27 protein-coding genes are annotated in these 26235 nt (G+C 63.6%); 15 read left to right on the top strand and 12 right to left on the bottom strand.

Features of this window, described 5'->3' with window-relative positions; translation table 11 throughout:
• The first annotated feature begins 69 nt into the window (after positions 1-69).
• From OW521_RS14595 to OW521_RS14605, 3 genes are read left to right on the top strand one after another with little or no spacing between them, the layout of a single operon-like run.
• Complete coding sequence (locus OW521_RS14595) at positions 70-1185, top strand: LLM class flavin-dependent oxidoreductase (RefSeq protein WP_268020349.1); 1116 nt, start codon at positions 70-72, stop codon at positions 1183-1185.
• A 35-nt stretch (positions 1186-1220) separates the two neighbouring features.
• Complete coding sequence (locus OW521_RS14600; protein WP_268020350.1) at positions 1221-2306, top strand: LLM class flavin-dependent oxidoreductase; 1086 nt, start codon at positions 1221-1223, stop codon at positions 2304-2306.
• Positions 2303-3001 carry an NADPH-dependent F420 reductase gene (locus tag OW521_RS14605; protein WP_268020351.1) on the top strand — a complete coding sequence of 233 codons (699 nt, stop codon included), beginning with the start codon at positions 2303-2305 and terminating at the stop codon, positions 2999-3001. Before OW521_RS14600 ends, OW521_RS14605 begins: the two co-directional genes overlap by 4 nt.
• Before the next feature lie 149 nt (positions 3002-3150).
• On the opposite strand, the gene OW521_RS14610 is transcribed toward OW521_RS14605, so the two are convergent.
• Together OW521_RS14610 and OW521_RS14615 are read right to left on the bottom strand one after the other, a co-directional pair.
• Positions 3151-5541 carry an excinuclease ABC subunit UvrA gene (locus OW521_RS14610; RefSeq protein ID WP_268025892.1) on the bottom strand — a complete coding sequence of 797 codons (2391 nt, stop codon included), beginning with the start codon at positions 5539-5541 and terminating at the stop codon, positions 3151-3153.
• A gap of 128 nt (positions 5542-5669) precedes the next feature.
• Complete coding sequence (locus OW521_RS14615; RefSeq protein ID WP_268020352.1) at positions 5670-6029, bottom strand: VOC family protein; 360 nt, start codon at positions 6027-6029, stop codon at positions 5670-5672.
• Positions 6030-6245: 216 nt separating this feature from the next.
• Here OW521_RS14615 and OW521_RS14620 point away from each other — a divergent pair, with 216 nt between their 5' ends.
• The 3 genes from OW521_RS14620 (at position 6246) to OW521_RS14630 (ending at position 8256) form a co-directional block, all read left to right on the top strand.
• Positions 6246-6677: a YybH family protein gene (locus tag OW521_RS14620; protein ID WP_268020353.1), complete on the top strand. Its 432-nt coding sequence runs from the start codon at positions 6246-6248 to the stop codon at positions 6675-6677.
• A gap of 89 nt (positions 6678-6766) precedes the next feature.
• Positions 6767-7318, top strand: coding sequence for a type IV toxin-antitoxin system AbiEi family antitoxin domain-containing protein (locus OW521_RS14625; RefSeq protein ID WP_268020354.1), 552 nt, complete (start codon positions 6767-6769; stop codon positions 7316-7318).
• A complete protein-coding gene (locus OW521_RS14630) occupies positions 7315-8256 on the top strand; it encodes a nucleotidyl transferase AbiEii/AbiGii toxin family protein (RefSeq protein WP_268020355.1) in 942 nt (313 codons plus the stop codon). The genes OW521_RS14625 and OW521_RS14630 overlap by 4 nt, the downstream gene beginning before the upstream one ends.
• A 58-nt stretch (positions 8257-8314) precedes the next feature.
• Here the strand turns inward: OW521_RS14630 and OW521_RS14635 are convergent, their stop codons facing one another.
• Together OW521_RS14635 and OW521_RS14640 are read right to left on the bottom strand one after the other, a co-directional pair.
• Positions 8315-8788: an NUDIX domain-containing protein gene (locus OW521_RS14635; RefSeq protein ID WP_268020356.1), complete on the bottom strand. Its 474-nt coding sequence runs from the start codon at positions 8786-8788 to the stop codon at positions 8315-8317.
• 19 nt (positions 8789-8807) lie between these two features.
• The gene (locus OW521_RS14640; RefSeq protein ID WP_268020357.1) at positions 8808-9434 is read right to left on the bottom strand and encodes a TetR family transcriptional regulator; all 627 of its coding nucleotides are present in this window, start codon (positions 9432-9434) and stop codon (positions 8808-8810) included.
• 81 nt (positions 9435-9515) lie between these two features.
• On the opposite strand from OW521_RS14640, the gene OW521_RS14645 reads away from it, so the two are divergent.
• The gene (locus OW521_RS14645; protein ID WP_268020358.1) at positions 9516-10295 is read left to right on the top strand and encodes an SDR family NAD(P)-dependent oxidoreductase; all 780 of its coding nucleotides are present in this window, start codon (positions 9516-9518) and stop codon (positions 10293-10295) included.
• A 69-nt stretch (positions 10296-10364) separates the two neighbouring features.
• On the opposite strand, the gene OW521_RS14650 is transcribed toward OW521_RS14645, so the two are convergent.
• Entirely contained in the window at positions 10365-10616 is a 252-nt protein-coding gene (locus OW521_RS14650; RefSeq protein ID WP_268020359.1) for a DUF2630 family protein, read from the bottom strand.
• 160 nt (positions 10617-10776) lie between these two features.
• On the opposite strand from OW521_RS14650, the gene OW521_RS14655 reads away from it, so the two are divergent.
• A complete protein-coding gene (locus tag OW521_RS14655; RefSeq protein WP_268020360.1) occupies positions 10777-11394 on the top strand; it encodes a J-domain-containing protein in 618 nt (205 codons plus the stop codon).
• Positions 11395-11403: 9 nt separating this feature from the next.
• On the opposite strand, the gene OW521_RS14660 is transcribed toward OW521_RS14655, so the two are convergent.
• The gene (locus tag OW521_RS14660; RefSeq protein ID WP_268020361.1) at positions 11404-12207 is read right to left on the bottom strand and encodes an SDR family NAD(P)-dependent oxidoreductase; all 804 of its coding nucleotides are present in this window, start codon (positions 12205-12207) and stop codon (positions 11404-11406) included.
• Positions 12204-12947, bottom strand: a complete 744-nt coding sequence (locus OW521_RS14665) for a hypothetical protein (protein ID WP_268020362.1) — start codon at positions 12945-12947, stop codon at positions 12204-12206. The genes OW521_RS14660 and OW521_RS14665 overlap by 4 nt, the downstream gene beginning before the upstream one ends.
• 79 nt (positions 12948-13026) lie before the next feature.
• On the opposite strand from OW521_RS14665, the gene OW521_RS14670 reads away from it, so the two are divergent.
• Both OW521_RS14670 and OW521_RS14675 read left to right on the top strand, forming a co-directional pair.
• Entirely contained in the window at positions 13027-13521 is a 495-nt protein-coding gene (locus OW521_RS14670; RefSeq protein ID WP_268020363.1) for a MarR family winged helix-turn-helix transcriptional regulator, read from the top strand.
• A gap of 118 nt (positions 13522-13639) precedes the next feature.
• Positions 13640-13942: a DUF4193 domain-containing protein gene (locus tag OW521_RS14675; RefSeq protein ID WP_268020364.1), complete on the top strand. Its 303-nt coding sequence runs from the start codon at positions 13640-13642 to the stop codon at positions 13940-13942.
• Positions 13943-13982: 40 nt separating this feature from the next.
• On the opposite strand, the gene OW521_RS14680 is transcribed toward OW521_RS14675, so the two are convergent.
• Positions 13983-15488 (bottom strand): CYTH and CHAD domain-containing protein, encoded by a 1506-nt coding sequence (locus tag OW521_RS14680; protein WP_268020365.1) that lies wholly within the window; start codon positions 15486-15488, stop codon positions 13983-13985.
• Positions 15489-15992: 504 nt separating this feature from the next.
• Here OW521_RS14680 and OW521_RS14685 point away from each other — a divergent pair.
• A complete protein-coding gene (locus tag OW521_RS14685) occupies positions 15993-16292 on the top strand; it encodes a hypothetical protein (RefSeq protein ID WP_268020366.1) in 300 nt (99 codons plus the stop codon).
• A gap of 35 nt (positions 16293-16327) precedes the next feature.
• Here the strand turns inward: OW521_RS14685 and OW521_RS14690 are convergent, their stop codons facing one another.
• From OW521_RS14690 to OW521_RS14705, 4 genes are all read right to left on the bottom strand, one after another.
• Entirely contained in the window at positions 16328-17593 is a 1266-nt protein-coding gene (locus tag OW521_RS14690) for an MFS transporter (protein WP_268020367.1), read from the bottom strand.
• Between the two features lie 37 nt (positions 17594-17630).
• The gene (locus OW521_RS14695) at positions 17631-17972 is read right to left on the bottom strand and encodes a hypothetical protein (RefSeq protein WP_268020368.1); all 342 of its coding nucleotides are present in this window, start codon (positions 17970-17972) and stop codon (positions 17631-17633) included.
• A 102-nt stretch (positions 17973-18074) separates the two neighbouring features.
• Positions 18075-19787 carry an alkaline phosphatase family protein gene (locus tag OW521_RS14700; protein ID WP_268020369.1) on the bottom strand — a complete coding sequence of 571 codons (1713 nt, stop codon included), beginning with the start codon at positions 19785-19787 and terminating at the stop codon, positions 18075-18077.
• Between the two features lie 214 nt (positions 19788-20001).
• A complete protein-coding gene (locus tag OW521_RS14705) occupies positions 20002-22182 on the bottom strand; it encodes a transglycosylase domain-containing protein (protein WP_268020370.1) in 2181 nt (726 codons plus the stop codon).
• A 204-nt stretch (positions 22183-22386) separates the two neighbouring features.
• Between OW521_RS14705 and OW521_RS14710 the strand changes: the two genes are divergently transcribed.
• The 4 genes from OW521_RS14710 to OW521_RS14725 all read left to right on the top strand — a co-directional run bounded on the left by OW521_RS14710 (position 22387) and on the right by OW521_RS14725 (position 26225).
• On the top strand, positions 22387-22659 hold the full coding sequence (locus tag OW521_RS14710; protein ID WP_268020371.1) for a hypothetical protein: 273 nt from the start codon (positions 22387-22389) through the stop codon (positions 22657-22659).
• Positions 22660-22737: 78 nt separating this feature from the next.
• Positions 22738-23670 (top strand): threonine/serine dehydratase, encoded by a 933-nt coding sequence (locus tag OW521_RS14715; protein WP_268020372.1) that lies wholly within the window; start codon positions 22738-22740, stop codon positions 23668-23670.
• Positions 23671-23766: 96 nt separating this feature from the next.
• Positions 23767-24351, top strand: coding sequence for an adenylate kinase (locus OW521_RS14720; protein WP_268020373.1), 585 nt, complete (start codon positions 23767-23769; stop codon positions 24349-24351).
• A 41-nt stretch (positions 24352-24392) separates the two neighbouring features.
• A complete protein-coding gene (locus tag OW521_RS14725) occupies positions 24393-26225 on the top strand; it encodes a glycoside hydrolase family 15 protein (protein WP_268025894.1) in 1833 nt (610 codons plus the stop codon).
• Positions 26226-26235: the final 10 nt, after the last annotated feature.

The raw sequence follows: 26235 nt of genomic DNA on the forward strand, positions 1-26235 counted from the left end.
ACTATAGCGTTCTTCTGGGTATTGACATGTCAATCCGGAAGATCCGGGGCGACGAGAAAGGTCGGGGACATGATGGTTGGTCAGATCGATGATCTTGAGTTTGGGCTGAACTCGTTCGGCGACATCTCAACCGATGCAGGCCGCGTGATGTCGGATGCCGAGACGCTGCGTCTACTCATCGAGGAGGCGCAGCTGGCAGAGGCTGTCGGTCTGGACGTTTTCAGCGTCGGCGAGCACTATCGGGAGGGCATGGTCGACTCGGCCACCCCGGTCTTGCTGGCGGCCGCCGCCCAGGCTACCTCCAGCATCCACCTCGGCACCTCGGTCACCGTGCTCTCGACGCAGGATCCGGTGCGGCTGTATCAGGAGTTCGCGACCGTCGACGGGATCTCCGGCGGCCGCACGCAGCTCGTCCTCGGCCGGGCATCCGCGATCGAGTCGTTCCAGCTGTTCGGTTACGACATCGCCGACTACGAGGAGATCTTCGAGGAGAAGCTCGATTTGTTCCTCCGTCTTATGCGGGAGGATCGCGTGACCTGGTCCGGGAAGTATCGCAGCTCGCTCGAGGACGTGCGTCTGCATCCGCGGATGCCGGATGGCGGGATCCCGGCGTGGATCGGAATAGGTGGCAGCCCCGACTCCGTGATCCGCGCGGCGCGGCACGGACTTCCGCTGATGATGGCCATCATTGGCGGACGCGCCGAGCGTTTCGCCGGGCACGCCGAGCTCTACCTGCGGGCGCTCTCATCATTCGGGCACCCCGAGCTGCCGATCGCGCAGCATTCCCTCGGCTTCATCGCCAACACCGACGAAGAAGCGAAGAACGTGCACTGGAAGCATTGGCAGCCTGTCGTGACACAGGTCAGCAAGGAACGCGGCTTCTACCCGCCGACCGCTGAACGATACGCCGAAGAGGTCGACACTGGCGCGCTCTACGTCGGATCTCCCGAGACGGTGGCGCAGAAGATCGCCGGGATCGTGCGCGCGAACCATCTGTCCCGCTTCGACCTCAAGTACGACGTGCTGCACCTTCCCCGGCAGGCTCGCGAACACAGCATCCGCCTGTTCGGCGAAAGGGTCGCTCCGCGTGTCCGCGAGCTGCTCGCCGAGAATCCGGGCGACTGGCACCTCACCGGCCGAACACCGGCGCAGATTGTCAAGGGCGGCAAGGCCGTCCACACCTGAACTGACCACCTCGGCATTTGAAAAGGGAGAAACTCATGAACGACTTCACCGACCTCGAGTTCGGCATTGACACCTTCGGGGACCTGCCTCGCGACGATCACGGTGACATCGTCACCCACGGCGAGGCGATTCGCGCCACGTTGGCCGAAGCGATCCTCGCCGACGATATCGGCATCGACGCGATCGCCATAGGCGAGCACCATCGCCCGGAGTTCGCCATCTCAACTCCGGAAACGGTCTTGGCCGGGATCGCCACGGTAACCGACCGGATTCGCCTCGGGTCCGGTGTAACGGTGCTCTCGTCCGATGACCCGGTGCGGGTGTTCCAGCGGTTCGCGACCGTAGACGCGCTCTCGAATGGCCGTGCCGAAGTGATCCTCGGACGCGGCTCGTTTACCGAGTCGTTCCCGTTGTTCGGCTACGATCTCGGCGACTACGATCTCCTCTTCGACGAGAAGATCGACTTGTTTCACAAACTCCTTGACGAGAAGCCCGTCACGTGGACGGGCACCACACGTGCGCCACTGCACGAAGCAGACGTGTTCCCTAAGACGGACTCGGGTCGGCTGCGGACCTGGGTCGGCGTCGGAGGCACCCCGCAGTCCGTGATTCGCACTGCGAACTACGGGTTCCGGCTCATGCTGGCCATCATCGGCGGCGCCCCTGCCCGCTTCGCCCCGTATGTCGACCTGTACCGCCGTGCCACCGAGCAGCTAGGCACCACTGCGTTCCCGGTGGGCATGCATTCTCCGGGACTGATCGCTGATACCGACGAGACGGCAAAAGAACTGTTCTATCCGGGCTACAAAGTGATTCGTGATCGCATTGGCGCGCTGCGCGGCTGGCCTCCCCTTCAGCGCGATGAGTTCGAGGCCGATGTGGAACACGGATCCCTTTATGTCGGCTCGCCCGAGACCGTCGCCGCCAAGATGGCCGATGCGATCCGCGCGCTCGACGTCGGCCGGTTCGACCTCATCTACACTGCCGGCGGACACATGGCCGCGACGGCCCGCCTGCGGGCCGTGGAGCTCTACGGTACTCGAGTTATCCCCTTGGTCCGCGACATGCTCGCTGTCACATCTTCGACTTCGGCCGGGTCCCGAACGGGGGCGCGGCCGTGAACGACACGAAGAGTCCGGTCCGCACTATCGGCATCCTCGGCGCAGGCAAAGTCGGCACGGTGTTGGCACGGCTCGCTCTCGCCGCAGGCTACCGGGTGCTGATCTCCGGCTCTGGAGACCCGGAGAAGATTGCCCTCACCATCGAAGTGCTCGTTCCCAGAGCTGTGGCAGTTCGACCCGAGAACGCCGCTCACAAGGCCGATATCGTGATACTTGCCCTGCCCCTCGGCAAGTATCGGAACCTTCCGTTTGCGCAGCTGAGCGGAAAGCTTGTGATTGACGCGATGAACTACTGGTGGGAAACCGACGGCATCCGTGACGACCTCGACGACCCACGTATCTCCACCAGCGAGATCGTGCAGGACTTCCTTTCCAATTCACGTGTCGTGAAAGCTCTGAACCACATGGGATATCACGATCTCGAAGAGGAGAGTCGGCCAACCGGGATGCAGGACCGCAAGGCGATCGCATTGGCCGGCGACGGAGACGACGACGTCGTCTCCGTCGCCGCACTGATCGATGCGCTAGGTTTCGACCCAGTCCTCGTGGGTCGCCTGCCCTCTGGGGTGGCCTTGCAGCCGGGGAACCCAGCATTCGGCGCGAACGTATCGGCGGGCGAGCTTCGCGAGTTGATCCGGACTACTGCAGGCGAAAGGGATCCCATTCATTCGAGTGACGGCGGCGGGCGGGTGTGATGCCGTCTGCCACGGCCCGAATTTTGCCGGCAAGTCACTTCCCTGGATCTACGCCTTGCTGGTCCTAGGACCAGGCCACGCGTTGTCCAAATGGGCTCCCCGAAAGGCCTAGTGAGGCTGCTTTGCCCCATGACAGCCGTCCCGTCAGCTCACCCGCCGACGTAGGCCGCCAAATGCTCGCCGGTGAGGGTGGCACGCGCGGCGACGAGATCGGCGGGCGTGCCCTCGAAAACGATCTTTCCGCCGTCGTGCCCGGCGCCCGGGCCTAGGTCGATGATCCAGTCGGCATGCGCCATGACCGCCTGGTGGTGCTCGATGACGATCACGGACTTGCCGGACTCGACGAGCCGGTCGAGCAAGCCGAGCAACTGTTCGACGTCGGCGAGGTGAAGGCCGCTGGTCGGCTCGTCGAGGATGTAGACGCCGCCTTTCTCGCCCATGTGCGTGGCCAATTTGATGCGCTGCCGCTCGCCGCCGGAAAGGGTGGTGAGCGGCTGGCCGAGGCTGAGGTATCCGAGTCCGACGTCGGTGAGCCGCTGGAGGATTGCGTGTGCTGCCGGGATCCGGGCATCGCCCGCCGAGAAGAACTCCTCGGCCTCTTTCACCGGCATCTCCAGCACCTCGGCGATGTTGCGGCCGCCGAGGCGATATTCGAGCACGGAAGCCTGGAACCTCTTGCCTTCGCACTCCTCGCAGGGGGTGGAGACGGTGTCCATGAATCCGAGGTCGGTGTAGATGACGCCCGCGCCGTTGCAGGCGGGGCACGCGCCCTCGGAATTTGCGCTGAACAGCGCCGGCTTCACGCCGTTGGCCTTCGCGAACGCCTTGCGGATCGGGTCCAGCAGCCCGGTGTACGTCGCGGGGTTGCTCCGCCGCGAGCCCTTGATCGCCGCCTGATCGATCGAGACGATCCCGTCCCGCTTGGACAACGAGCCGTGGATCAAGGAGCTCTTGCCGGAGCCAGCGACACCGGTGACCACCACCAGGACTCCAAGGGGAATGTCGACGTCGACGTCGCGAAGATTGTTCTCGGTGGCGCCACGGATCTCCAGGGCGCCCGCAGGTTTCCGCGCGGTCTTCTTGAGGGCAGCGCGATCCTCGAGGTGACGGCCGGTCAAGGTGCCGCTGGACCGCAACCCTTCAAGCGTGCCCTCAAAGACCACTTCGCCACCGGCGGTGCCCGCGCCGGGGCCGAGGTCGACCACGTGGTCGGCTATCGCGATCGCCTCCGGCTTGTGCTCGACGACCAGCACCGTGTTGCCCTTGTCCCGCAGTTGCAGCAGCAGCTTGTTCATCCGTTCGATGTCGTGCGGGTGCAGACCGATGGTGGGCTCGTCGAAGACGTAAGTGACATCGGTGAGCGAGGAGCCCAGGTGCCGGATCATTTTGGTCCGCTGCGCCTCACCGCCGGACAGCGTGCCCGCCGGCCGATCGAGCGAGAGATAGCCAAGGCCGATCTCCGCGAACGAGTCGAGGAGGTGCCGTAGCCCCTTGAGCAGCGGCGCCACCGACGGTTCGTCGATGCCCCTCACCCATTCGGCAAGGTCGCTGATCTGCATCGAACACGCGTCGGCAATGCTGATTCCCTTGATTTTCGAGGAGCGCGCCGCCTCCGTGAGCCGGGTGCCATCGCACTCGGGACAGGTGGTGAAGGTGATCGCGCGCTCCACGAACGCGCGGATGTGCGGCTGCATCCCCTCCGGGTCCTTCGAGAGCATGGACTTCTGGATCTTCGGGATCAGGCCTTCGTAGGTCAGGTTGATGCCCTCGACCTTGATCTTGGTCGGTTCCTTGTGGAGCAGGTCGTGGAGTTCCTTTTTGGTGTACTTGCTGATCGGCTTGTCCATGTCGAAGAAGCCGGAGCCGCTGAAGATGCGGCCGAACCAGCCGTCCATGCTGTAGCCGGGGATGGTGAGCGCACCCTCAGCGAGCGACTTGCTGCCGTCGTACAGGGCGGTCAAGTCGAAGTCAGTGACCGAGCCCCGCCCTTCACAGCGTGGGCACATACCGCCTGTGATGCTGAAACTCCGCCGCTCCTTCGTGGTACTGCCACCGCGCTCGATGGTGACCGCTCCAGCGCCCGAGATCGAGGCGACGTTGAACGAGAACGCCTGGGGAGATCCAATGTGGGGCTGGCCAAGCCGGCTGAAGAGCATTCGCAGCATCGCGTTCGCGTCGGTGGCGGTACCCACCGTGGAGCGCGGGTTCGCGCCCATCCGCTCCTGGTCGACGATGATCGCCGTCGTGAGTCCTTCAAGCAGGTCCACATCCGGCCGCGCCATGGTTGGCATGAACCCCTGGACGAAGGTGCTGTACGTCTCGTTGATCATGCGTTGCGACTCTGCGGCGATCGTGGCGAACACGAGGGAACTCTTGCCCGATCCGGAGACGCCCGTGAACACCGTCAACCGCCGCTTCGGAAGCTCGATGCTGATGTCCTTGAGGTTGTTCTCCCGCGCGCCCTGCACCCGGATCAGATCGTGGGTGTCGGCAGTGTGCAGCTCAGGCGACTGCGTGTCCGTGCTCGTGGCCGTGCTCATCATGTCTCCATCTGGTACGCGGGCGGCCTTCGCAGCCTCCGTTGGCGTCATCTGGCTCTATCTAAGCAGCCTTAGGTAGTAAGTCTTGTGGGCCGCGCGCACGGGCGGAAGCCCGTGCGCGCGGGTGGCTATTGAGGGTCCTGAAGCAGCCCGAGGACGTTGCCGTCCGGGTCGGTGACGGTGGCTACGAGGCGGCCGCCACCGACGTCGTGGGCTGCTTCCTTCAGGGTGGCACCCGCGGCGGTGACCTCCGCGAGCTTCGCCTCGATGTCCGAAACGTGCCAGTAGGCCACGGGCGAGGTCATGGCCTGCGGGCCGCCTCCCGGAACGAGTCCGATGTGCTGGCCAGCGGCGTCGAAGCCGACGTAATACGGCCCGTCGGCCTGCGGCTGAACGCCAAGCAAGGCGGCGTACACGGCTTTCGCCGCGGCGAGGTCGGAAACGGGATGCAGCACGGTCTTGATTCCCTCGGTGGAAGAGTCGCTCATGATCACTCCTGAAGTCGTTAGGGGACGAAGCTGGCTTGGACTTGTGGTGTCCATGACCGCCATTCTAGGCGTGGGCCGTGAGCGGCGCTTCTCCATTCCTGACCGGTCTGGGAGCCGGACTCGATATGCGTAGACACCATTCGTGAACGGTGCCACTATGGCCGAATACGAGCCCTGGCACGCAGCGCCAGCGCAAAAGCGAGGCTGGAGGAACCAATGCCGGAATCCGATCTCGATCTCATGGTGGAGAAGTACCATCGAGCGCTCGATGCGTTCATCACTGGAGACCCGGAGCAGCAAAAGAACCTGTTCTCAAGGCGCGACGACGTCACGCTCGCTAATCCGCTCGGGCCGCCTGCGCGGGGCTCGAGTGCGGTCGAGACGACCATGGATCGGGCATCTTCCCAGTTGCGGGAGGGCGAGCCCATCAGTTTCGAGCGAATCTCCGGTTACACGGGGACGGAGCTTGCGTACATTGTGGAAATTGAACGGGCCCGGGCCAAGGTTGGCGGGTCTGATGAAGTGTCTCCGATACCCCTTCGGGTGACGACGATTTTCCGGTGGGAAGACGGGGAGTGGAAGGTCCTCCACCGTCACGCCGATCCGATACTTTCCCCGCGGCCTATCGAGTCGATCGTCCAGGCCTAGGTCGGGCAAGTGAGGCTACGACATGTCAGAACTATACCAAAAATGGTATAGTTCTGACATTTCCATTCTTAAAGCAAGAGAAGGGAATCGTGACCATTCAGCAGGCTCTCTGGGAGACCGCGGTTGACCAATACGGCTATGTGACTACCCGGGACGCGCAAGCTCTCGGGATTCCCGTTGTGGAACTGGCAAAACTCTCCCACCGAGGCCAGTTGACTCGCGTTGCACATGGTACTTACCGCTTTGATCGCCTTCCTCCGACGGATCGTGACGAATATGCGTTGGCAGTGTTGTGGCCGGGCGTCGAGGGGGCGGCGCTTGCGCACGACACTGCGCTAGCTGTTTACGAGCTCTGTGACATTAACCCGAGCAAGATCCACGTCGTGGTGCCAAAGGGGAAGCGGATACGGCGTTCTGGAGGCTCCAAATATGTGATTCATCATGAGGATCTCACAGAAGGCCAGCTGGGCTGGTGGGAAGGTATACGTACGGTCACGCCACTAATTGCGATCGCGCAGGGGATACGTAGCGGGGTGCCAGCTGAGCTCATTGAACAGGCCATCAAGGCTGCCGAGGCTCGCGGGTTCATCCGAACAGGTGACCGAATCCGGTTTGCTAATGAGTTGAAGGATCGTAGATGAGTTCATTGCACCTACAAGGACTCCCGGAAAAAGACCGGAAGCCAGCTACGGTCAAGGTGCTCAGTCAGTGGATACGCCACGCGGCTGACCTGGCAGGCGAAACCCATTCTCGGGTCGAATGGATCGTTATCTCTACGATCGTGATTGCGGCTCTCCAGCGTGCATCGGGTCCGGACGGGGCACCCTTATTCCTACTCAAGGGCGGGGTGTACCTCGAACACAGGCTGGGACTTGGGAGCCGAGCCACAAAAGATGTAGATACCTTGTTTCGGGGCTCGCTGGACGATTTTCTTGTCAAGCTCGACGAGGCCCTCGCTGAGCCGTGGGACGGCTTGGATCTGCGGCGTACCGAAATCGAAAAAATCGAGAACACCGCGCGAATCGTGGCTCCGAGGCGCTTCAACGTCATCGTCTCGATGAAGGGTCGGACGTTCCGAAAAATCCAGGTTGAGGTGGCCTTTCCCGAGGGGGACATCGACAAACATGTAGACATGATCCCAGCTCCGCAGTTCAACTTCTTCGGTCTGCAGTCAGTCGCAGAAATCGCTGGAATCGCTCTCGCGTACCAGGTTGCTCAAAAGATTCACGCTTGCTCGGACTCGCATAGCGACGAGCGCCCCAACCTGCGCGTACGTGACATTGTGGACTTGGTGCTCCTGCGTCGTTACTTTTACTCAGAGCCAGTGCCTGCCGAGCTTTCGGAACTTCGGCGCGCCGCCGAGGACATCTTCTTGGCTCGGGCGGAGGAAGCTGCAGAGCTTGGGATGGCTGAGCGGCCTTGGCCTCCCCGTATAGAGACAAATGAACTCTGGGAAGTTGAATTTCCCCGTCCAGCATCAGAAGTCGGTCTTCAGATCAGTTTGGCTCAGGCGCTCGCGGAGGTGACCGAGTGGGTGACGGCCATCGCAGAGTCTGATCTGCGCGATGACGCAGTCTGAGGTGAGCGGGCTCGGGTGTCCGATTTCGGGTCTACCTGAGGCCAAACCTCTCGCCGGTTCAGGCCCCGCTCTCGAGGCGCTGTATCAGCGCATCCAAGATCGGCACTTGGCCGCCTACCAATTTGGTCCGCGCTACGGTTTCCGTGGCCCAGACCGCGTCGTCGATCTCCGGGTAGCTCCGGACCACCCCGGATCCTTTCGGCCATTCCAAGTCAAAGGTGTTGCTCTCAATTCTCTCGGGAGCAAAGTCCGATTCCGCCGCGAAGGCTGTGATGAGCTTGCCCGACGGTTGCCGGAAAGTGCCCAGCAGGAGGTAGTCGACGGCGGGTGGGGGAGTGCCTATTTCCTCCGCGAACTCACGCTTGGCCGCTACCAGAGGGTCCTCGTCTTCGAGGTATTCTCCCTTTGGAATGGACCAGGCGCGTAAATCCTTATGGGCCCAGAACGGACCGCCCATATGGGCTATCCACACTTCCATTTCCGCCCCCGAGGTTCGACGGTACAGCAGAATTCCTGCGCTTCGAACTGTCATTTGCCCTCCCAGGCGTAGGTTATCGGTTGGCGCCGGCAGCCGGAACCTGCAGCACTCCCACGGCCTCCACCAAGTACGGCACCGGATCCGCGTCGGTCCCCGCGGCCCACTGCATCCATGCCTCGAATGTCGCGCCCAGATAGGCGGCGCAGAGGTACCGAGCTGCACTTTCGCGGACGCCCAGGGCAACGAGGTAAAGCCGCGCCCGCTCCCGTTGGGGAGCCAGGGCGTCGAAACTTCGGCTTGCCAGCTCGGGATGTTCGGCAATCAGGCGCAGACGCCCGCGCGTGACGGAAAGATCCGGTATGACGGAGACCCCGGCGACGGCAGCCGCCCTCAGTCCCGCCAGGATGCCGCCGTCGTCAGCGTCGCCGTCGTCCACTACGCGAGTTCCCTCCAGTACCCGACCCGAAGCCTGGACCACCGGTTCCATGCCGCCCCAGACGAGGTCAGCTTTGCCGGGAAAGTAGCGGTACAGGCTCTTCCGTCCGATTCCGGCCGCGCGCGCGATGTCCTCCATCGACGTCTGTTCGTAGCCGTGTTCGGCAAAAAGCCGGAGCGCGACGGCGGCCACGGCGTCCGGGTCAATCGTCACCGGGCGCCCGGTGGAGCGCCCAACGGCGGGCTTCGCATCGTCTGAGGGCATCTCACCAGTATCCACTCTTACATAATGACACAGGGTGTCATAATGTGGGTATCACGCCACCAACACGTTCGGGAGGACACTATGGGCAACGAAGCTTCATGGCAAGAAGCCACCGTCAACGGCCGCTTTGCCGGCAAGACCGTCATCGTGACGGGCGCGGGCTCGGGCATCGGCAAGGCCACGGCGCTGCGCGTCGCGAAGGAAGGTGGCCGGGTCATTGCCGCCGACATCAGCAAGGAGAGGCTGGACGCGTTGGTGGAGGAGAACGAGGGCCTGGATCTGGTGCCCGTGGCCGGCGATATCTCCACCGAGGAGACCGTTGCCGCCGTCGTGGTTGCCGCTCGGGGTCGGGTTGACGCCCTGGCCAACATCGCCGGCATTATGGACAATTTCGCCCCGATCCACGAGGTGGACGACGCAATGTGGGAGCGCGTTTTCCGCATCAACGTCACCGCCCTCATGCGTCTGACCCGCGCCGTGGTGCCGCTGATGCTCGACGCCGGCACGGGCTCCGTGGTCAACGTCGCCTCCGAGGCCGGGCTGCGAGGTTCCGCCGCCGGCGCCACCTACACGGCGTCGAAGCACGCCGTGGTCGGCCTGACCAAGAACTCGGCGGTGATGTACGGGCCGAAGGGGCTCCGCTTCAATGCGGTTGCCCCCGGAGCCACAATCACCAACATCGAGGCAACGTGGGGATCCCAGTTGGCTGCCGAACGCCTCGGTCCCCTGATGCAGGCCACGGTTCCCACACCCGCGACGGCTGCGCAGTTGGCAGCGTCCATCACCTTCCTGCTCAGCGACGACGGAACCAATGTCAACGGCGCCATCCTCGCCTCCGACGGCGGCTGGTCGGCGCTGTAGGGCGCGTCTTAAAGCAAGACGACGACGGCGGGAGCCTCCCGCCGTCGTCGTCCTGCGTTCCTTGCGGCTTCAGCCGGTGTAGCCCTCCACCTGTTTGGGGGGCCGTGGCTTGGCCTCGTTCGGGTTCTCCCCGTACTGCCTCTTTGCGCGCCGTTGCCTTAAGAGGTCCCAGCACTGATCCAAGTCCAGCTCAATGCGCTCCAGCCTTGCGCGGTCAGGAGCATGTGCGGGACCAGGCGGGGCCGCCTCTGCCTTTTCGCGGAGCTCCCGTTCTTCTTCGACGAGCGATTGGATGCGGTGGAGAATGCCCTGTTCGTCCATGGTGCCCCTCTTCCTGAAGTAGCCGTTACCAGTCAGCGTAATGACGTGCACTGGGCGTGGCCAGAGGCGGCCTTTTCCAGGGGCCATCCCAGCAGTCTCCCGTCTGCGGAATACTTGGACGCAGATCCAGGATTTCCGCGAGTGAGGGCGGTGGGGAACTGTGAACGGCGAAAACAGTGCGTTCAAGCGCCGGCTGGAGCGAGCCATGGAGCTGCGGAATGTCCGCGCCACTGGCATGACGGCCGAGGAAGAGGCCCAGCTTGTGGCCGCCGGGGAAGAAGAGCGGCAGAAGCGTAAGAAAGTGGACGATGCGGCGCGGGTGGAATACCTGATCCGCGACGCCATGGCGCAAGGGAAGTTCGACAACCTGAAGTACTCAGGCAAGCCGATCCCCGGGCTGGGGGAGAGCTACGACCCTGATTGGTGGGTCAAGGGCCTCATTCAACGCGAGCACCTCAGCGGCCTTGGCCCGAAGGCCATTCTGCTCCGCACCGAGGACGCCGAGTTGGATGCGAGGCTCGATGCCCTGTACTCGGAGGAGCAAGTGCGCGAGCTGGTGGAGGATTTCAACGTCCGGGTCATTGACGCGAGGCGCCAGCTTCAGGGTGGACCCCCGGTGATCACGAAGCCTCGCGACGTCGACGTCGAGTTGGAACGCTGGCGCGAGCGCCGGGCAGCGGCCGCTGGGGCAGCTGCTGCCGCGGCACAGGATGCGGCGAACCAGGAATCCGTCGCCAAGCGCCCTTGGTGGCGAATAGTCTGGAACCGATCCAGATAAGGCCAGGACTCAGCGGTTACGCGCGGTGTTGAACGCGGGCGTCCCAGCCAGCCGGCCGCCGTCGACGGCGAGAACGGTTCCGGTGACGAACGAAGACTGTTCGGAGCAGAGCCAGAGGGCCGCTGCAGCCACGTCGGCGGTGGAGCCGATCCGCCCCAGCGGCACAGCCGCCGCGACGCGGTCTTGGGCGGCTTGGCCCGCCCCGGCAAGTCGTTCTGTGAGGATGGGACCGGGAGCGATCGCGTTGACCCGGATACCTTGCGAGGCATAGTCGAGCGCAGCCACCCGGGTCAGGCCGCCGACGCCGAATTTGCTCGCCACGTAGCCGCTCATGCCAGCGACGCCTTGTTCGCCGGCGGTGGAGGACATGTTAACGATCGCCCCGCCGTTTCCAGCTGCCAGCATGAGTTCGATTTCGTACTTCAGGCAGAGGAACACTCCGCGCAGGTTCACCGAGATTGCGCTGTCGAACTCCTCACTGGCCCACTCGGCCAAGGGCGCCGGGATCCGCCCTCCGCCTGCGGCATTGTTGACCGCGGCATCGAGCCGGCCGAAGCGGTCCCGGATCTGGGCCAGCAAGGCTTTCACCGAGTCTTCATTGCCAACATCCACGGGCGTGGCCACGGCATTCCCGCCGGCAGAAGTAATAGCGGCGATCTGGCGGGACAAGCCCGCGTTGTCCCGCGAGGCAAGAACGACGTGCGCGCCGGCGGCAGCCAGCGCAGTCGCGATCTCCGCGCCGATTCCGCGGCTGGCTCCGGTGACGAGCGCGACCTTACCGGACAGCGGCAGGGTGGGATCCGCCGTCGTCATGGCCTAGCCCCGCTGGGATGAGGCGCGTGTGCGCGGGGCTCTTGGTTCGCGGCCGCCCGGGTGTGCGGCAGCAGGAAACCGGCAGCTACAAGCCACAGGAGGCCACCGAACCGCCCGATCGGTAGCAGGAACTGCAGGGGTTCGACCGCCATCGAAAGGAAGCTCAACTCGGACAAAGCAGCAATGACGAGGCCGGTCCAGGCCAGCCAGCGGGGCATGAAGCGCAAGATCAGGGCGGGGACGGCGATACCCGCCACCAAAAGTCCGATCCCGACGACGAAGCCCACCCCTCCGGTGATGAACGCAAGAAAGGCGAGTGCATGGGTGAGCGTGGCATCCGTGGTGATTTCGGGCCGGCTCAGCAGCCAGGTCACAGAACCCGAGAGCATGAGGAAGATAGCTGCGCTGACGCCGCCGAAGAATCCAATGGCCGGTCCGGGAACGCGCACGCCGAGCCGAAGCTGCCGGGCGTAGACGGTGGCCGCGTAGATCCCCAACGGGACCGCTGAGCCGAACTGCAGCGTGCCGCCGAGGCGCGCCGCCGCAACGTTTTGCTGGAAGAATGCGGCCACTTGCCCCTCCGCGGCGAACGGCGAAACGAACGTTTGCCCGCCTGTGAGGATTGCGGACGTGATGAGGCCGGCGAGGAAAATGCCCAGGCTGACGAGGGCAAGAACGCCCGGATGCGGACCACCCGACCGGGCTGGACGGCCTTCCCCAGGAATCGAATGACTGGTCATGGCTGAACCTTTCGTAATTACGTCACTACTGAAATAGTTCACCTACAGAATTGTTCTGTCAAGCATGTATTCTGGGTTCATGGATTCAGCCACGCCCAGCCAGCCGAAACGGACGGCATTTCTCTTGTCGCAGCTTGGCGCCGTGGCGTCGTCCCGCTTCGCTGATCGCACGCGGGAGATCGGCCTCACCCCGAGCGACGCCGGCGTCATACGCCTGCTCGGGCGCTCGCCGGGGTTGAGCCAGCGTTCCCTCGCGGACAGGCTGGGTGCCGTCCCTAGCCGAGTGGTTTCACTCATCGATTCCCTGGAGGAGCGCGGGCTCGTGGAGAGAGTGCGGAGCAGTACGGACCGGCGGAACTATGAACTCCACCTCACCGAAGCGGGCAATCGGGTATTGCGTGAACTGCGCGGGATTGCCGAACAGCATGAAGTGGAACTCCTGGCCCCGCTGACGGGTGAGCAGATCGCGCAACTTGGCGGGCTGCTCGCGAAGCTCGCCACGGGCCACGGGCTCGACAGGGACCTGCACCGTGACGTCGGACGCGACGTCCCTCGTCACGGAGGCAACGCCTGACCGGCTAAAGTGGCAGCGATGCGAACGCGCTGATTTCGTCCCATTGTGGGGAATAGCAGCCACATGGTGTATGTTGCACATTCGCCAGTCAATACACAAGAGAAGAGAAAAACCCCTAGTGGCAACCGATTACGACGAACTCCGCTCCGACGTCGCGGAATCCCAAAGCACGTCCCTTCAGGCCCTGCAGTCTGCCAACGCCCCGGACGCCCGCAGCGTAGTACGGGAGCTGGACGAGGCCGATGCTTTCGAAGGCAACGAAGTGCCCGGCGGCGAATTCGTGGCCGAAGAACTGGTCATTGCGGTGATCCCGCAGAAGGAAGACGAGTTCACATGCTACTCGTGTTTCCTTGTCCGTCACCGCTCCCAGATTGCCCTCGAGAAGAACGGCCACTCCTACTGCGTAGAGTGCGAAGGCTAAGCCTCCGCCCCTCTACGCTTCTACCACCCGGTCCCGCTCGTCACAGGGGCTTCAAGCGATTCTTCTTGGCGACCTTTTCATAGCGGGCCTCGGCGTCTGTTGCTCGCTGCTCTTCGGCAGCGAGCAGGCGGCCGAGGGCCGAATTGTCCTCCAGCGGTCCACTGGCGTCACCTGCAAGGCGAAGCAGCACCGAGCGGGCCACAACACTGTCCTGGTGCTCCCCGAGGATTTTCTGGAGCTCCTGGGCGTCACGGGCCAGCTTCACGGCGGGTTTCCGGTGGACGTCCTGTAGCGCTTCGGCTGCGTGGCGCAGTCGTTTGGCGTCTTTGCGGACCTGGTGCAACGCGGTGTCGTGTTCGACGCCGGTCTGCCGGGCCGCTGCTTTCTGGGACCGCCGCAGCCGCTTGATCGCTTTGCTGGCCAGCTTGGCCGTGACACGACGGGCCTTCTTTCCGGCACGCGGTCTTGTCGGCGGCTCGTCGCGGAACTTCTCCAGCTCCTCCAGGAGCCGGAAGTAGCGCTCCGTTCCCAGGGAGCGGAGTGTTTCGCGATATCCCGAGTTGAAGGCGGCCTCAAGCTCGTCCGTGATCTTGATGGCAGCCGGATTGGACAAGAGGACATCGGGTTGGTCATTCAGCAGTTCCCCGATCCGGTCCCGCAGCACTTCGGCATCACGGGCCTTGCCCAGGACCGTGCTCAGCCATTTCAGTTCCGTCTTGAGCTGAGCCGTCGCGTCGGCGTCGAACAACCTGCCGTAGGCGGACAACACGGAGCGGAGCCGGCGGCAGGACGAGCGCATTTGGTGAATGGCGTCGTCGGCGCCTTGCCGGACTCCGGGATCCCGCGCCGTGATTTCGGCGATCTGTGCGGCGATGTAGGCAACCACTGCATCCCCCGCGGAACCTTTCGGGCGGGCTTTTGGCGGTGCAGGCACTGCGGGAGGCCAAGCAGTCCCGAACGCACGGGCCAGTTTGGAAGGATGCCCTGAACGGGTGGCACCAGCCTTCGATAGGACGTGCTCGGCGCTCTCAAGGAGGGCTTCGTCGCCGTGGACAAGTTCGATTTCCCACTCCCGCCATTGCCTCTCCAGTTGCGCCGGTTGCAAGGTCTCGGCCGTCACATGGTCATCCACGAAGTCGGCCAAGGTCTCTTCCTCGCTTCCGTGCAGCCGGAGCAATGTGCGGCGGGTATGGATCCGCGCCACCGGCCTAAGCTCATGGCCGCGCGTGAATACCAGGAGCTTCTCGGCCAGTTCCTCGGGAACGGTCTCGGGCTGTCCAAGCGGCGCATGGATCTCCACACGGCTATCCTTGTCAGCCGGCAGCTTCAAATGCCAGCCGGAATCTGCGCCGCCAGTGCGGCGCCGCAAGGTGATGCGATACCGGGCGAGGATGAGGCCTTCCGTGTCGAAGTAAACGGCCTCAAGTTGATGATCGGCGGGGTCAGCGACCTGTTCGACGCCGGTAATGTCCCCGAAAGCGGGAAGGGGCGTCTCGATGTCCGCGTCATACTTGCGTTCGGTTTCCACGAATTCCTGGGTCGACATTTCGCTTCCGCCCTTCTCGTCGCCGTATAGGCATCGTCCCACTCCGCCGCTTCCCGGAAAAGACTTGCGCTGGCGCCCTTGGTAGGCCTTGCGGGTGGGGCGATCCGGGAGAGATTGTGGGCATCTCCTGGGATTGTCGAATCCGGCCGGGGTTGCCGACTACCTCTTGCGTCGGTGAACTTTTCGGCCCCGCTGAATCTGTCTCTAGACCGGAACCGGCTCAGGCCCTAAGATCGCTCTGACGGCACCAGCCCTGCGCTGAGCGATGTCCGTCACGGTCTCACCCTTAAGTGTGAGCGCCGGGCCCGTTCCGCGACTCGAAAAGGTCTTGGGCGGGCCCGGTGGACCTCCGCTGGTCCGGCTAAGCGCGCCACGATTTGGGCGCGGCGCCGTTGACTACTGGGCGCGTAGGGCAATTGAAGCGATAGTTACCGAGTAATTACTCGTAGATGGTGACGCCAACCCAACAACGGAGGATGCTTGATTGTTGGGAGGAAAAAAATCATGACACGAGATGTGACTCATTTCGATCGCCTTTCGGCGTGGACCGAAAACGACATGAAGCCGGCCGCAGGCAAACTTTTGCGTGGCGATGACATGCTTTCCGATGCACGGGAAGGCAGCCGTCCCTCGCCCCTGGACTTCCAGATCCCTGATGAACTGGACCGCGCCTTGGAGTCGGCTTCCCAAACACTCAGCCTTACGCCCAGCGAGATCTTGCGCGAGGCCCTGTCCGAATGGCTGGGCAGCCACGGACAGCCGGCCACCGGCCATCACCCGTTCGGGAAACACACCGCGCTGTGACTTGTGCCGGACTGCACGTCATGGAGCTGCAGTCCCTAGTGGAGGCCGCCCTGAGGTGCGTCTCCGTGGCGTGCCGATCGAAATGGCGACACCGCTAGGAAAAGCGCAGCCGCCGCGAATCCCCCGATAGCGATCCACATCGTCGGTTGGTACCCGATTAATACCGCGAGCAGACCCCCGGCGGGCGCGCCGACCACGATCATCGCCCGGTTCGCGGACCGTATGGTGGTGTTCATGCGTCCTTGGAGGTGGTCCGGAGTAACCGCCTGCCGGTAACCCATCTCGTTCGCATTGCTCAGCCCGAGGGCGAGCCCGTAGAGGGCTTGGCCCGCGGCCAACACCAGGATCACGAACCATTTCTGGCCGCTGCCGGTGGGCACGACGGCGATGATCGCCCAAGCGATCGACATGAGGCTATTGCAGATGATCACCGCCCGTCCCGCTCCCCATCTCATGCCGAACCTGGTGGAGAACGTACTTCCGAGCAGCCCGGCGACGCCGGCCGCGGCCAGGGTGATACCCAACTCGAACGCGGACAACTTCAGTTCCAGCAGGACGAATGCAACGAACACCGTTCCGAGGATGCTGTTGGAGAAGAACCACACGTGGGATCCGATCGCCATCGGTGCAAGAACCCGGTGCTTGTAGACCCACCGGAGTCCTTCGGCGATCTCGGCGCGAAGATTTCGCAGGGACGCGTCAGATCTCTCCACGGGCTCCTCAACGCGAATTCGGGAGATCGCCAGCGCAGAAAAGAGATACGACACGGCGTCGGCGAGGACCGCCACGGGAGCTCCGAGAAGCGTGACCAGTCCGCCGGCTACGAGGGGACCGGAGGTTTGGGCGACAGCATCGCTTTGGTCGGCCCTGGCGTGGGCTGCCAGCAGATCCCGCTTAGCCACGATCCTTGGAAGGAACGACTGGGACGCGGCCTCACCGAAGAGGGAAAACACGCCGAAGAAGGCAACGAAGACGATCAGGAGAACGAGGTTCAGCCATCCGAGTACGTAGAGAAGCGGAACGGCCAACAGGAGGATGCCCCGTGCGAGGTCGGTTCCCACGAGTATGGGCTTCCGTTGCCGCCGGTCGACGAGCGCGCCGGCGACTAGCCCGAAAAAGAGATAGGGAAGCCACCGGGCGGCGTTCAGGAGGCCGACGTCGGTTGCAGTGCCGTGAAGCGATTCCACCACCAGGACCTGCAGGGCCAACGTGGTGATGTACGTTCCGAAACCCGACACCGTGTACGCCGACCAGAAAGCCATGTAGCCCGGAATCCGGAAAACGTCCCGAGGGCCGGGCATCCACGGCCAGCCCTCGGGTACGGAGCGCAAACTGCCCTTAGCTGCCGCAGTACTTGCCGTAGTTGGTGCCCGCGTTTTGGTAGTCGGCCTTCAACGTGTTGAGCTTCGCGGAATCCGGGTTGTCTTTTACGGACTCGTCCAGATAGTCCACGATTGCCTTCAGCGTGGGCTTCAGCTCATCCGAGGAAACGGCCACAATGGGGCGGATCTGGTTGGCGAACCGGATCATTCCGGTCTTGTCGGTGCTGTTCGTGGGGTTCGAGATGACGGTCTTGACCCGGCTGCACGTGTCCGCGGTGCTCAGCTGCTGCGGTGCGGAGCAGGCTGAAGCGGAGAGGAGGAGCCCGGCCGCGAGCAGGGTTGTGGTGATTTTCTTCATGGTTCCCTCAGTAGTTGCTGACGTTTGATTGTAAGCAGACCTCGCGTGGCGCCCAATGCGGATTCAGCGGCCGGACCCCTCCAGTGCTTGTTTTGCGCCGGATCAGCGCTGGGGGAGGACCTTGGTCCCTTCGATCTGAACTGCCTGCAGCTTGTTCGGATCCAGTCCAAGAGTCTTCAGGATGGTCGGCGCAATCTGCGTCGTCTCCACGGCGCTGGTCACTGTCCGGGCGTGTTCGTCATTGGCGCCGGAGACCACCAGCGGCACATCGCGGTCTTCCGCGCTGGCTCCGCCGTGTTCGGCGATCTTGGACTTGCCGCCGGTGTAGACCACGCCGGTCTGGGCGATACCCAGGATGTCCGGGTAACGGGAATCGCTGGTTTGGGTGCCGAAGTAGCCAGCAACCTCGCTGCCCGCGTAGATTCCGCTCAGCCCTGATCCGGTCACCGTCTTGGCGGCGCCGTTGATGTCATTGCCAGCGGCCGAGTGCGCTGCCAGGTAGTCCTTGGCGAACTGCGCTGCTGCCTGCGAGTGGTCCGAAAGCCACAGCTGCATGATGTCGTCGTCGGTGGAGAACGCCACCAGGTCGGCGGAGCCAGGGTGCACCGACTTCCATGCTGCGTTCAGGCCGTCGATGATTGCGCCGTCAGGCACCCTAGTCAGGGCTGCCGGGTCCATCGGGGACTGTCCGTGCTTGGCTGAGAGGATCACGGTGGTGTCCTTTGCGTGGCCCGAAGCGGCCAGCGCGGATTCGAGCTTGCCCACCGAAGCGTTGACGAAGTCAAGCGCCTTGCTCAGGAGCGGACCCGGAGCGACGCCGCCCTGGAGGTAACCCCCGGTGAGGCCGTCCGACGTCGGGAGCTTCTGTGCCGTTGAGACGGACTGGAAGTTCATCCCGAAGATTGCCGGTACGGCGGCCGCCTTGGTGCCCGAATGGTCCTTGCCGCCGATTTCGTTGAGGACTGCCTGGACCTTGTAGCCGTCGTACTGCTGGGTCGCGGCGTTGTCCTTGGTCCAGTCGCCGCTAAAAGGAGCGGGGGCAATGCTGTTGATTTCGGGGGTGAACAGGTCGTCCACGCCTTTTCCGGAGGGGCCGTTCAGGATTTCGTAGGCCGGGTGCTTGTCCGACCACGCTGTGGTCAGGCCAGCGGTTTTTGCCACTTCGAAAACGGTGTTGACCTTCAAATACTGGTGCGGGTAGACCGGCTTGCAACTCGCCGGGTCAACCGGGAGGGCTGCTGGGTCAAGGAGTGCGCCGGGCTGTCCCGTCATGTTCAGGATGCTGGCCGGAAGCCCGGGCAGGCCCTGGCCGGCGTCGAGGGCGTTCGGGTTCTTGTCCGCGGCTTCGGTGAATGCCACTTCGGCGCCGGGCGCGGTGTTCTTGCAGTCGGTTGTGCCCGCGGGCAGCAGCGTCCTGTTGAAAGTGTCGTCGTAGTAGACGCCGGTGGTTCCGGGATTGCCGCCAGTCAGCTGGCCGACCATGCCGGGAAAGGAGTCCGAGGGCACCGGGGTCTGGGCATGGGTGTAGCTGGTGCCGTGATTGACGAGCGACGCAAGGGCCGACGTCGGGTGGTTCTTCACGTACAAATCCAGGTCTTTCTGGTGGAGGCCGTCCACCGAAAGCACCAGGACATGCTTTGAGGTTTCGCCCTGCCCGTCCTGCTGGCCTTGGTTGCCATCGGATCCCTGCTGGCCCTGGGCGTCCTGGCCGCGGGATGCATCGTCGGCCACCGCTGGCACCATTGCGGATCCGGCCATCAGCACGGCCCCTAGAACCGCTGCCGCGGCAAGCCCGTTTTTCTTGGTTGTCTTCATCAGAATAAGACCCTTCGCTATGCGTTGCTCGTCGACTGAAATTGAGTCCCCGGACGATTCTTGCCGCGCGGAAGGGTGCCCGTCCCGCGGTTTTCGCGTCACCGCTGAAACGTTCACGACGGGTTCAATCAGACGTAGCCGAACTCTTCCGGAACTCACAGGAAAAACCGCGTACCCCCGGGGTGACCGGGGGTACGCGCGTTTTAGTTGAAGCTCACGGGGAAGGACGGGGCGTCGGCGTCGGCGTGCCCGCCATCGATGCGGGCGGCGCCGGGAAGGCGGCCGTCGGGTAGAGCCCGGCCACTTGTGTCATGTAGTTGGCCCATTGCGGCCCGGCCAGCATGTAGCCGTCGACGGCGGTGTAGAACTTGCCGTTGATTGTCACGTTCTGGCCCGCCCGGCTCTGTCCCGCCATGGTGTCGCCGAAGAAGGACGCCGTGGCGAGCCCCGTGGTGAACCCGACTACCCAGGTGGACCCGTTGCTATTGTTCGTTCCCGTTTTCGCGGCGGTGGGGAACAGGTCCTGGACTTTGGGTTGGATGTAAATGCCGGAGCCGCGTTTGAGGACGTCTTGGAGCACCGAGTTGACCCCGCGGGCAACCTCGGGTTTGACGGCGCCCCGGCAGGAACTGGCCTGGGAGGGCAGCTTTGCACCGGCTGGGTCCACCACACTCACAATGGCGATCGGCGAGCAGTACTTGCCGTCGTTGGCGAAGGTGGCAAAGGCGTTGGCCAGCACAAGGGGAGCTACTTCGGTGCCGCCGAGGAGGTTGCCCAACTGGTGCATGTTCACTGGGGCGTTGTCCACGCCGCTGTGGAGACCCACCGCATCCACCACTCTTTGGATACCACAAAAGTCCAGTTGCGATGCCTCGGCAAAAGTGGCGGTGTTGATGGAGTTGTAGAGCCCGTAGTTGACGGGCATCGGCCGGTAGTATCCCTCATCGTTGTTGCGGAGGTCGTCCGCGGTACCGAGCCCGGCGATTTTCTGGGCCGTACTGTAGCCCCCCAGCACCTTTCCGCAGCTGGATCTCCAAGGGAATCCGAGTGGATAGACCCTGCGTGAGGCATCCACGACGGTCGTGATGGATTTGCCTTCGTTGAGCCACTCCGTGAAAGTGAACGGCTTCATGGTGGAACCCGGCTGGAACCCTCCTGCGCCGTTCAGGTCATTGCCGTTAGCGTCCACCGAATCAACGTTGAAGTTCAGCTGGGTATCGAACTTCCCGGGTTCGGGAAGGAACACCGTGTTCTGTGCCATGGCCAGGATCTTTCCCGTGCCGGGCTGCACCGACACCAAGGAGGCGCCCCATTTGTCCGGGTTTGCCCCAGCCGTGGCGTTGACCTGCTCCTGCGCCACTGCCTGCAATCGGCTGTCCAGGGTGGTGGTGATGGTCAAGCCGCCGCGGTAGAGCAGCTGTTCCCGGTCCGCGGGGCTGGCACCGTATGCCGGGTTGTTGAGGATCAGGTGGGAGATGTAGTCGCAGAAGTAGGGCGCCATGTCCGCGGCGGCACAGCCCTGCTTGGCAGGGGTGATGGTGAGCTTGATGGGGGTAGCGACGGCCGCCGCGTACGCTGCCTGCTGGATCTTGTGTTGCGCCAGCATGTCGGCCAGCACGAGGTTGCGGCGTTGGATGGAGTTGTCCGGATGGACGGAGGGATCGAAGTAGCTGGGACTGTTGACCAGGCCGGCGAGCAGGGCCGCCTGTGGAAGGCTGAGGTCCTTGGCGGAGACGCTGAAGAAATGCCGCGCTGCGGCTTCGATGCCGTACGCGTCCCGGTTGAAGAACACGATGTTCAGGTAGCCCTCAAGGATCTGGTTCTTCGTGAATTTCTTCTCCAGTTCAACGGCGACCTTCATCTCGCGCAGCTTGTCACCGAGGGTTTTCTGCCCGCTGAGCACAACCTCCTGGGTCTTGCCTGCCGCCAAGCGGGACTCGTTGAGGACGTTCGTCACGTACTGCTGGGTCAAGGTGGACGCGCCCTCCTTGGTGCCCTTGGTCAGGTTGGACGCTAATGCCCGGAGAATCCCTTGGGGGTCAACACCGCCGTGCTCGTAGAAGCGGCTGTCCTCGACGGCGACGATCGCGTCCTTGATGTAAGGGGACATCTGGTCGAGACCGACCTTCACCCGGTTCTCGGCATAGAAAGTGGCGATCGTCTTTCCGTCAGAGCTGAGAACTTTGGTGGACTGCGACGGCGCATTGACCACCAGATCGCCCGGAAGGTTGTCAAAGTATTGAATCGAACCGCTGACGGCCATGCCGGCAGAGGCCACACCGGGAACCACCAGGCCGGCAGCCAATACTCCACATACGGCGCTCACGACAAAGAATCCGATGACCCTCCAGAGGACCGCGGCCAAACCCTTTTTTGGGTTGTTCTTCGACGCCATATTTCCAGCTATCAACTGTGCGTGAATCAAGATTACGCCGCCGTTCCACGCATCAACTAGGCCCCGGAATCCGTGGCGGCATGGGCAACACGGTTATGTTCGTCACTTCGCCCGCGTGCTGGCGGGAATCGGCGTTTTGCCGGATGCATACTGATGATGTTCGGGTGCGCGATGGAAGGCGGTGGGCAGCCAGTGGAGACTTTGATGGCTGTTGTGAGGAGCGAGTATTTTCCGGCGGGCGCGGTGCTCGTAGGCGTGGTTTTGTTCTGGACGATCGGCGTGCTTGGCGGATTGTCCTGGTTGAGCGGAGGGCAGCCTCCCGTGGCCATCCTGACGTGGATGATATTCATATACGGTGTGGTAGTGCTTTCTCCCCTCGCCGGAATCTGGGCAGCAGTGGACCTTGCCCGCCGCTGGTGGCGGAACCGCCAGGCGCGCCAGCAGCAGCCCGGAACGGCCGACGTCGAGTCTTTCTGAATCCGGTGCGCGATAGCCTGAGGCTAGGCCCTGCCTGAAACCTGCCCAGGATCTGCCCGAACGGAACGAGGACTCCCCATGATCACACGCGTCGACGTCGATGAAGCGGCTGCCCGGATTGCCGGGAGGATCCGCCGCACTCCCGTTTTCGAGGCTGACCCGGGGACCGTACCCGGGCGGCTGTGGTTCAAATGCGAGTTCACGCAGCACACGGGTACCTTCAAGGCGAGGGGCGCCTTCAACCGCGTCCTGGCCAGCCGGGAGCGGGGCGAGCTGAAGGACGAGGTGGGAATCGTCGTCGCTTCAGGGGGCAATGCCGGGCTGGCGAATGCCTATGCCGCAGCCCAGCTTGGTGTGCCCGCAACGGTTTTTGTCCCCGAGACCGCACCAGTCGTGAAGGTCAAGAAGCTCAAGGCCAGCGGCGCCACGGTGGTCCAGCGCGGGACCGAGTACGCCGAAGCGTTTGAAGCCGCACTGGCCTACGCCGAGGAAACCGGCGCCGTCTACTGCCACGCGTACGACCAAGCTGAAATCGCCGCTGGGGCAGGCACCGTGGGTTCGGAGCTCCTGGAACAGCTGGGCGAAATAGACACCGTCGTGGTGGCCGTCGGGGGCGGCGGGCTCATGGCGGGAATCGCGGCCGCCGTCGAAGGACACGCCCGGGTTGTTGGCGTCGAGCCGGACAACGCGCCCACCCTCCATTCGGCCCTGGCCGCGGGGACGCCGGTTGACGTCGCCGTTTCCGGGATCGCCGCGGATTCACTCGGCGCCCGGCAGATCGGCCGGATCGGCTTCGAAGTGGCCCTCCGCACGGGCGTCCGGACGGTTCTGGTGTCCGACGACGACATCGCCGCCGCGCGCTCGCTCCTGTGGGAGCAGTACAGGATCGTCGTGGAACACGGCGCGGCCGCCGCTTTCGCTGCCCTGAACTCGGGAGCCTACGCCCCGGCAGAAGGGGAACGCGTGGCTGTGATCCTTTGTGGTGCCAACACCGACCCCGCCACGGTCTGAAGCGGCCTGCCCCGGCCCTGCCGCGGGCGCTCCGAAGTTGCTAAGCTCTAGCCCAAATGCCGGGGCACGCAAACCGCTTCACGAACGGACAGTGACATGACGCGATTGATCATCATGGGCCCTCCTGGCTCGGGCAAGGGTACCCAGGCTGAATACATCGCCAGGCATTTCGGCATCCCTGCGATTTCCACCGGAGATATTTTCCGCGCCCATGTGGGAGGCAAGACCGAACTTGGGGCGGAAGCCAGCAAGTACATGGACAGCGGCGAATTCGTTCCGGATCACGTCACCAATGCCATGGTCCAGCAGCGGCTTGGCAATACCGATGCCCAGTCAGGGTTCCTCCTGGACGGCTACCCCCGCACCACCGCGCAAATAGAGGCACTCGATGGCATTCTGGCCGGTAACCAGCAGCAGCTTGATGCGGTCGTCGAGCTGACAGTCGACGACGACGAACTGGTGGAGCGAATGCTTCGCAGGGCGCAAGAGCAGGGCCGCAGCGATGACACGGCGCCGGTGATCCGCCGTCGTCTGGAGCTCTACCGAGACGAGACACAGGCCGTGGTTGCGCGGTACTCCGAGCGAGGAATCGTGCTCGCCGTGGATGGTTCCGGCCAGCGGGAAGAGATCACGGCCAAAGCCATTGCCGCCATTCAATCAGTGCTAGGGAAGGACCTGTGAACGGTCAACCGAATACCGGCCAAAGGATCGAAGACTATGCAATGATCGGGGACCTGCATACGGCAGCCCTGGTCAGCAGGGCAGGCTCGATCGACTGGTTGTGCCTTCCACGTTTCGATTCGCCTGCGTGTTTCGCCGCGCTCTTGGATTCTCCCAAGGCAGGGCGCTGGCTCCTGGCTCCTGAATCCGGGGGCACGTGCACGCGGCGCCAGTACAGGGACGGCACGCTCATCCTGGAGACGGACTGGGAAACCGAGGAAGGGCACGTGCGGGTCATCGATTTCATGCCCCCACGCGACTCCGTTGCGGACATCGTCCGGATAGTTGAAGGTATTCGCGGCTCGGTCAAGATGCGCGGCGAGCTGATCCTGCGGTTCGACTACGGACACGTGGTGCCCTGGGTGCGCCGCGATAGGCACGGCCTCCGCGCGGTTGCCGGTCCGGACTCCGTCTACCTCAAGACCCCGGCGCCTTTGAAGGGAAAGGACTTCACCACGGTCAGCGAGTTCACGGTGAACGCGGGTGACCACGTCCCCTTCGTCCTGACCTGGGCGCCTAGCCACGAACGGCGGCCACGCACTGTCGAGGCAGATATCGCCCTCGACGACACGGCAGCATTCTGGACGGATTGGTCCAGGCGTTGTACGGTCCGCGGGCCATACCGGAAAGCCATTCAGCGTTCCCTGATTACCCTGAAGGCCCTCACGTATGCGCCTACCGGGGGCATTGTTGCCGCCGCAACCACCTCGCTTCCCGAACAGATTGGCGGGCCGCGGAACTGGGACTACCGCTATTGCTGGCTGCGTGATGCCACTTTGACCCTTCAAGCGTTCCTGGCCGCGGGCTATACCGAGGAGGCCGCCGCGTGGCGGGATTGGCTCCTGCGCGCTGTGGCAGGAGACCCGGCCGACCTTCAGATCATGTACAGCTTGCACGGTCGCCGAAGATTGCCTGAGTCGGAGCTGACGTGGCTTACGGGGTATCAGGGCTCCACGCCGGTGCGAATCGGGAACGCGGCGGCAGAGCAGCTCCAGCTGGACGTTTGGGGGGAGGTGCTGGACTGCCTGTCCCTGACCCGCGCATCGCTGATGGCCATCGGCGATGAGTCCTGGGACGTCCAGTCTGCCTTGATGCGCCATCTTGAGACCATCTGGGACCAGCCGGACAACGGACTCTGGGAAGTTCGCGGCCCGCGGCGCCACTTCGTGCACTCCAAAGTGATGGCCTGGGTCGCGGCTGACCGCATGGTCCGGGGAATCCGTGAATCCGGTATGCCTGGCCCGTTGGATCGCTGGGAGGCTTTGCGGGACACCATCCATGACGAAGTCATGACCCATGGATTCGACGCCGAACGCAACACCTTCGTGCAGTCCTACGGGAGCAAGGAGCTGGATGCCAGCCTTCTCCTGATCCCCAAAGTGGGCTTCCTGCCCCACGATGATCCGCGCGTGATCGGCACCATTGACGCCATCCAGCGTGAGTTGACGGAAGACGGCTTCGTGCTGCGCTACCGTCCGCAAGACAGCGACGACGGATTGCCGGGTGGAGAGGGCGTCTTCCTCGCGTGCTCCTTCTGGATGGTGGACGCACTTTTGGGCGCCGGGCGCAGCTCGGAAGCCACGGAGCTCTTTGAGCGGCTCCTTGCGTTGCGCAACGATGTGGGGCTGCTGAGCGAAGAATGGGACGCACATGCCGGCCGACAACTGGGCAATATGCCCCAGGCTTTCAGCCATTTCGGCTTGGTGCTCAGCGCCTTGCAACTGCACCACGGCAAGGCGCACCGCAGCAATGCCCCGATAGGCGGGGCACCGCCGTCGGAATCCCCTGCAGTGTCTTTGGAAGCACCGTCCTCAGAGGCGCCGTCGGCGGTTTAGGGGACGCCGA

The organism is Arthrobacter sp. MMS18-M83, assembly GCF_026683955.1.
Classification (GTDB): Bacteria; Actinomycetota; Actinomycetes; order Actinomycetales; family Micrococcaceae; genus Arthrobacter.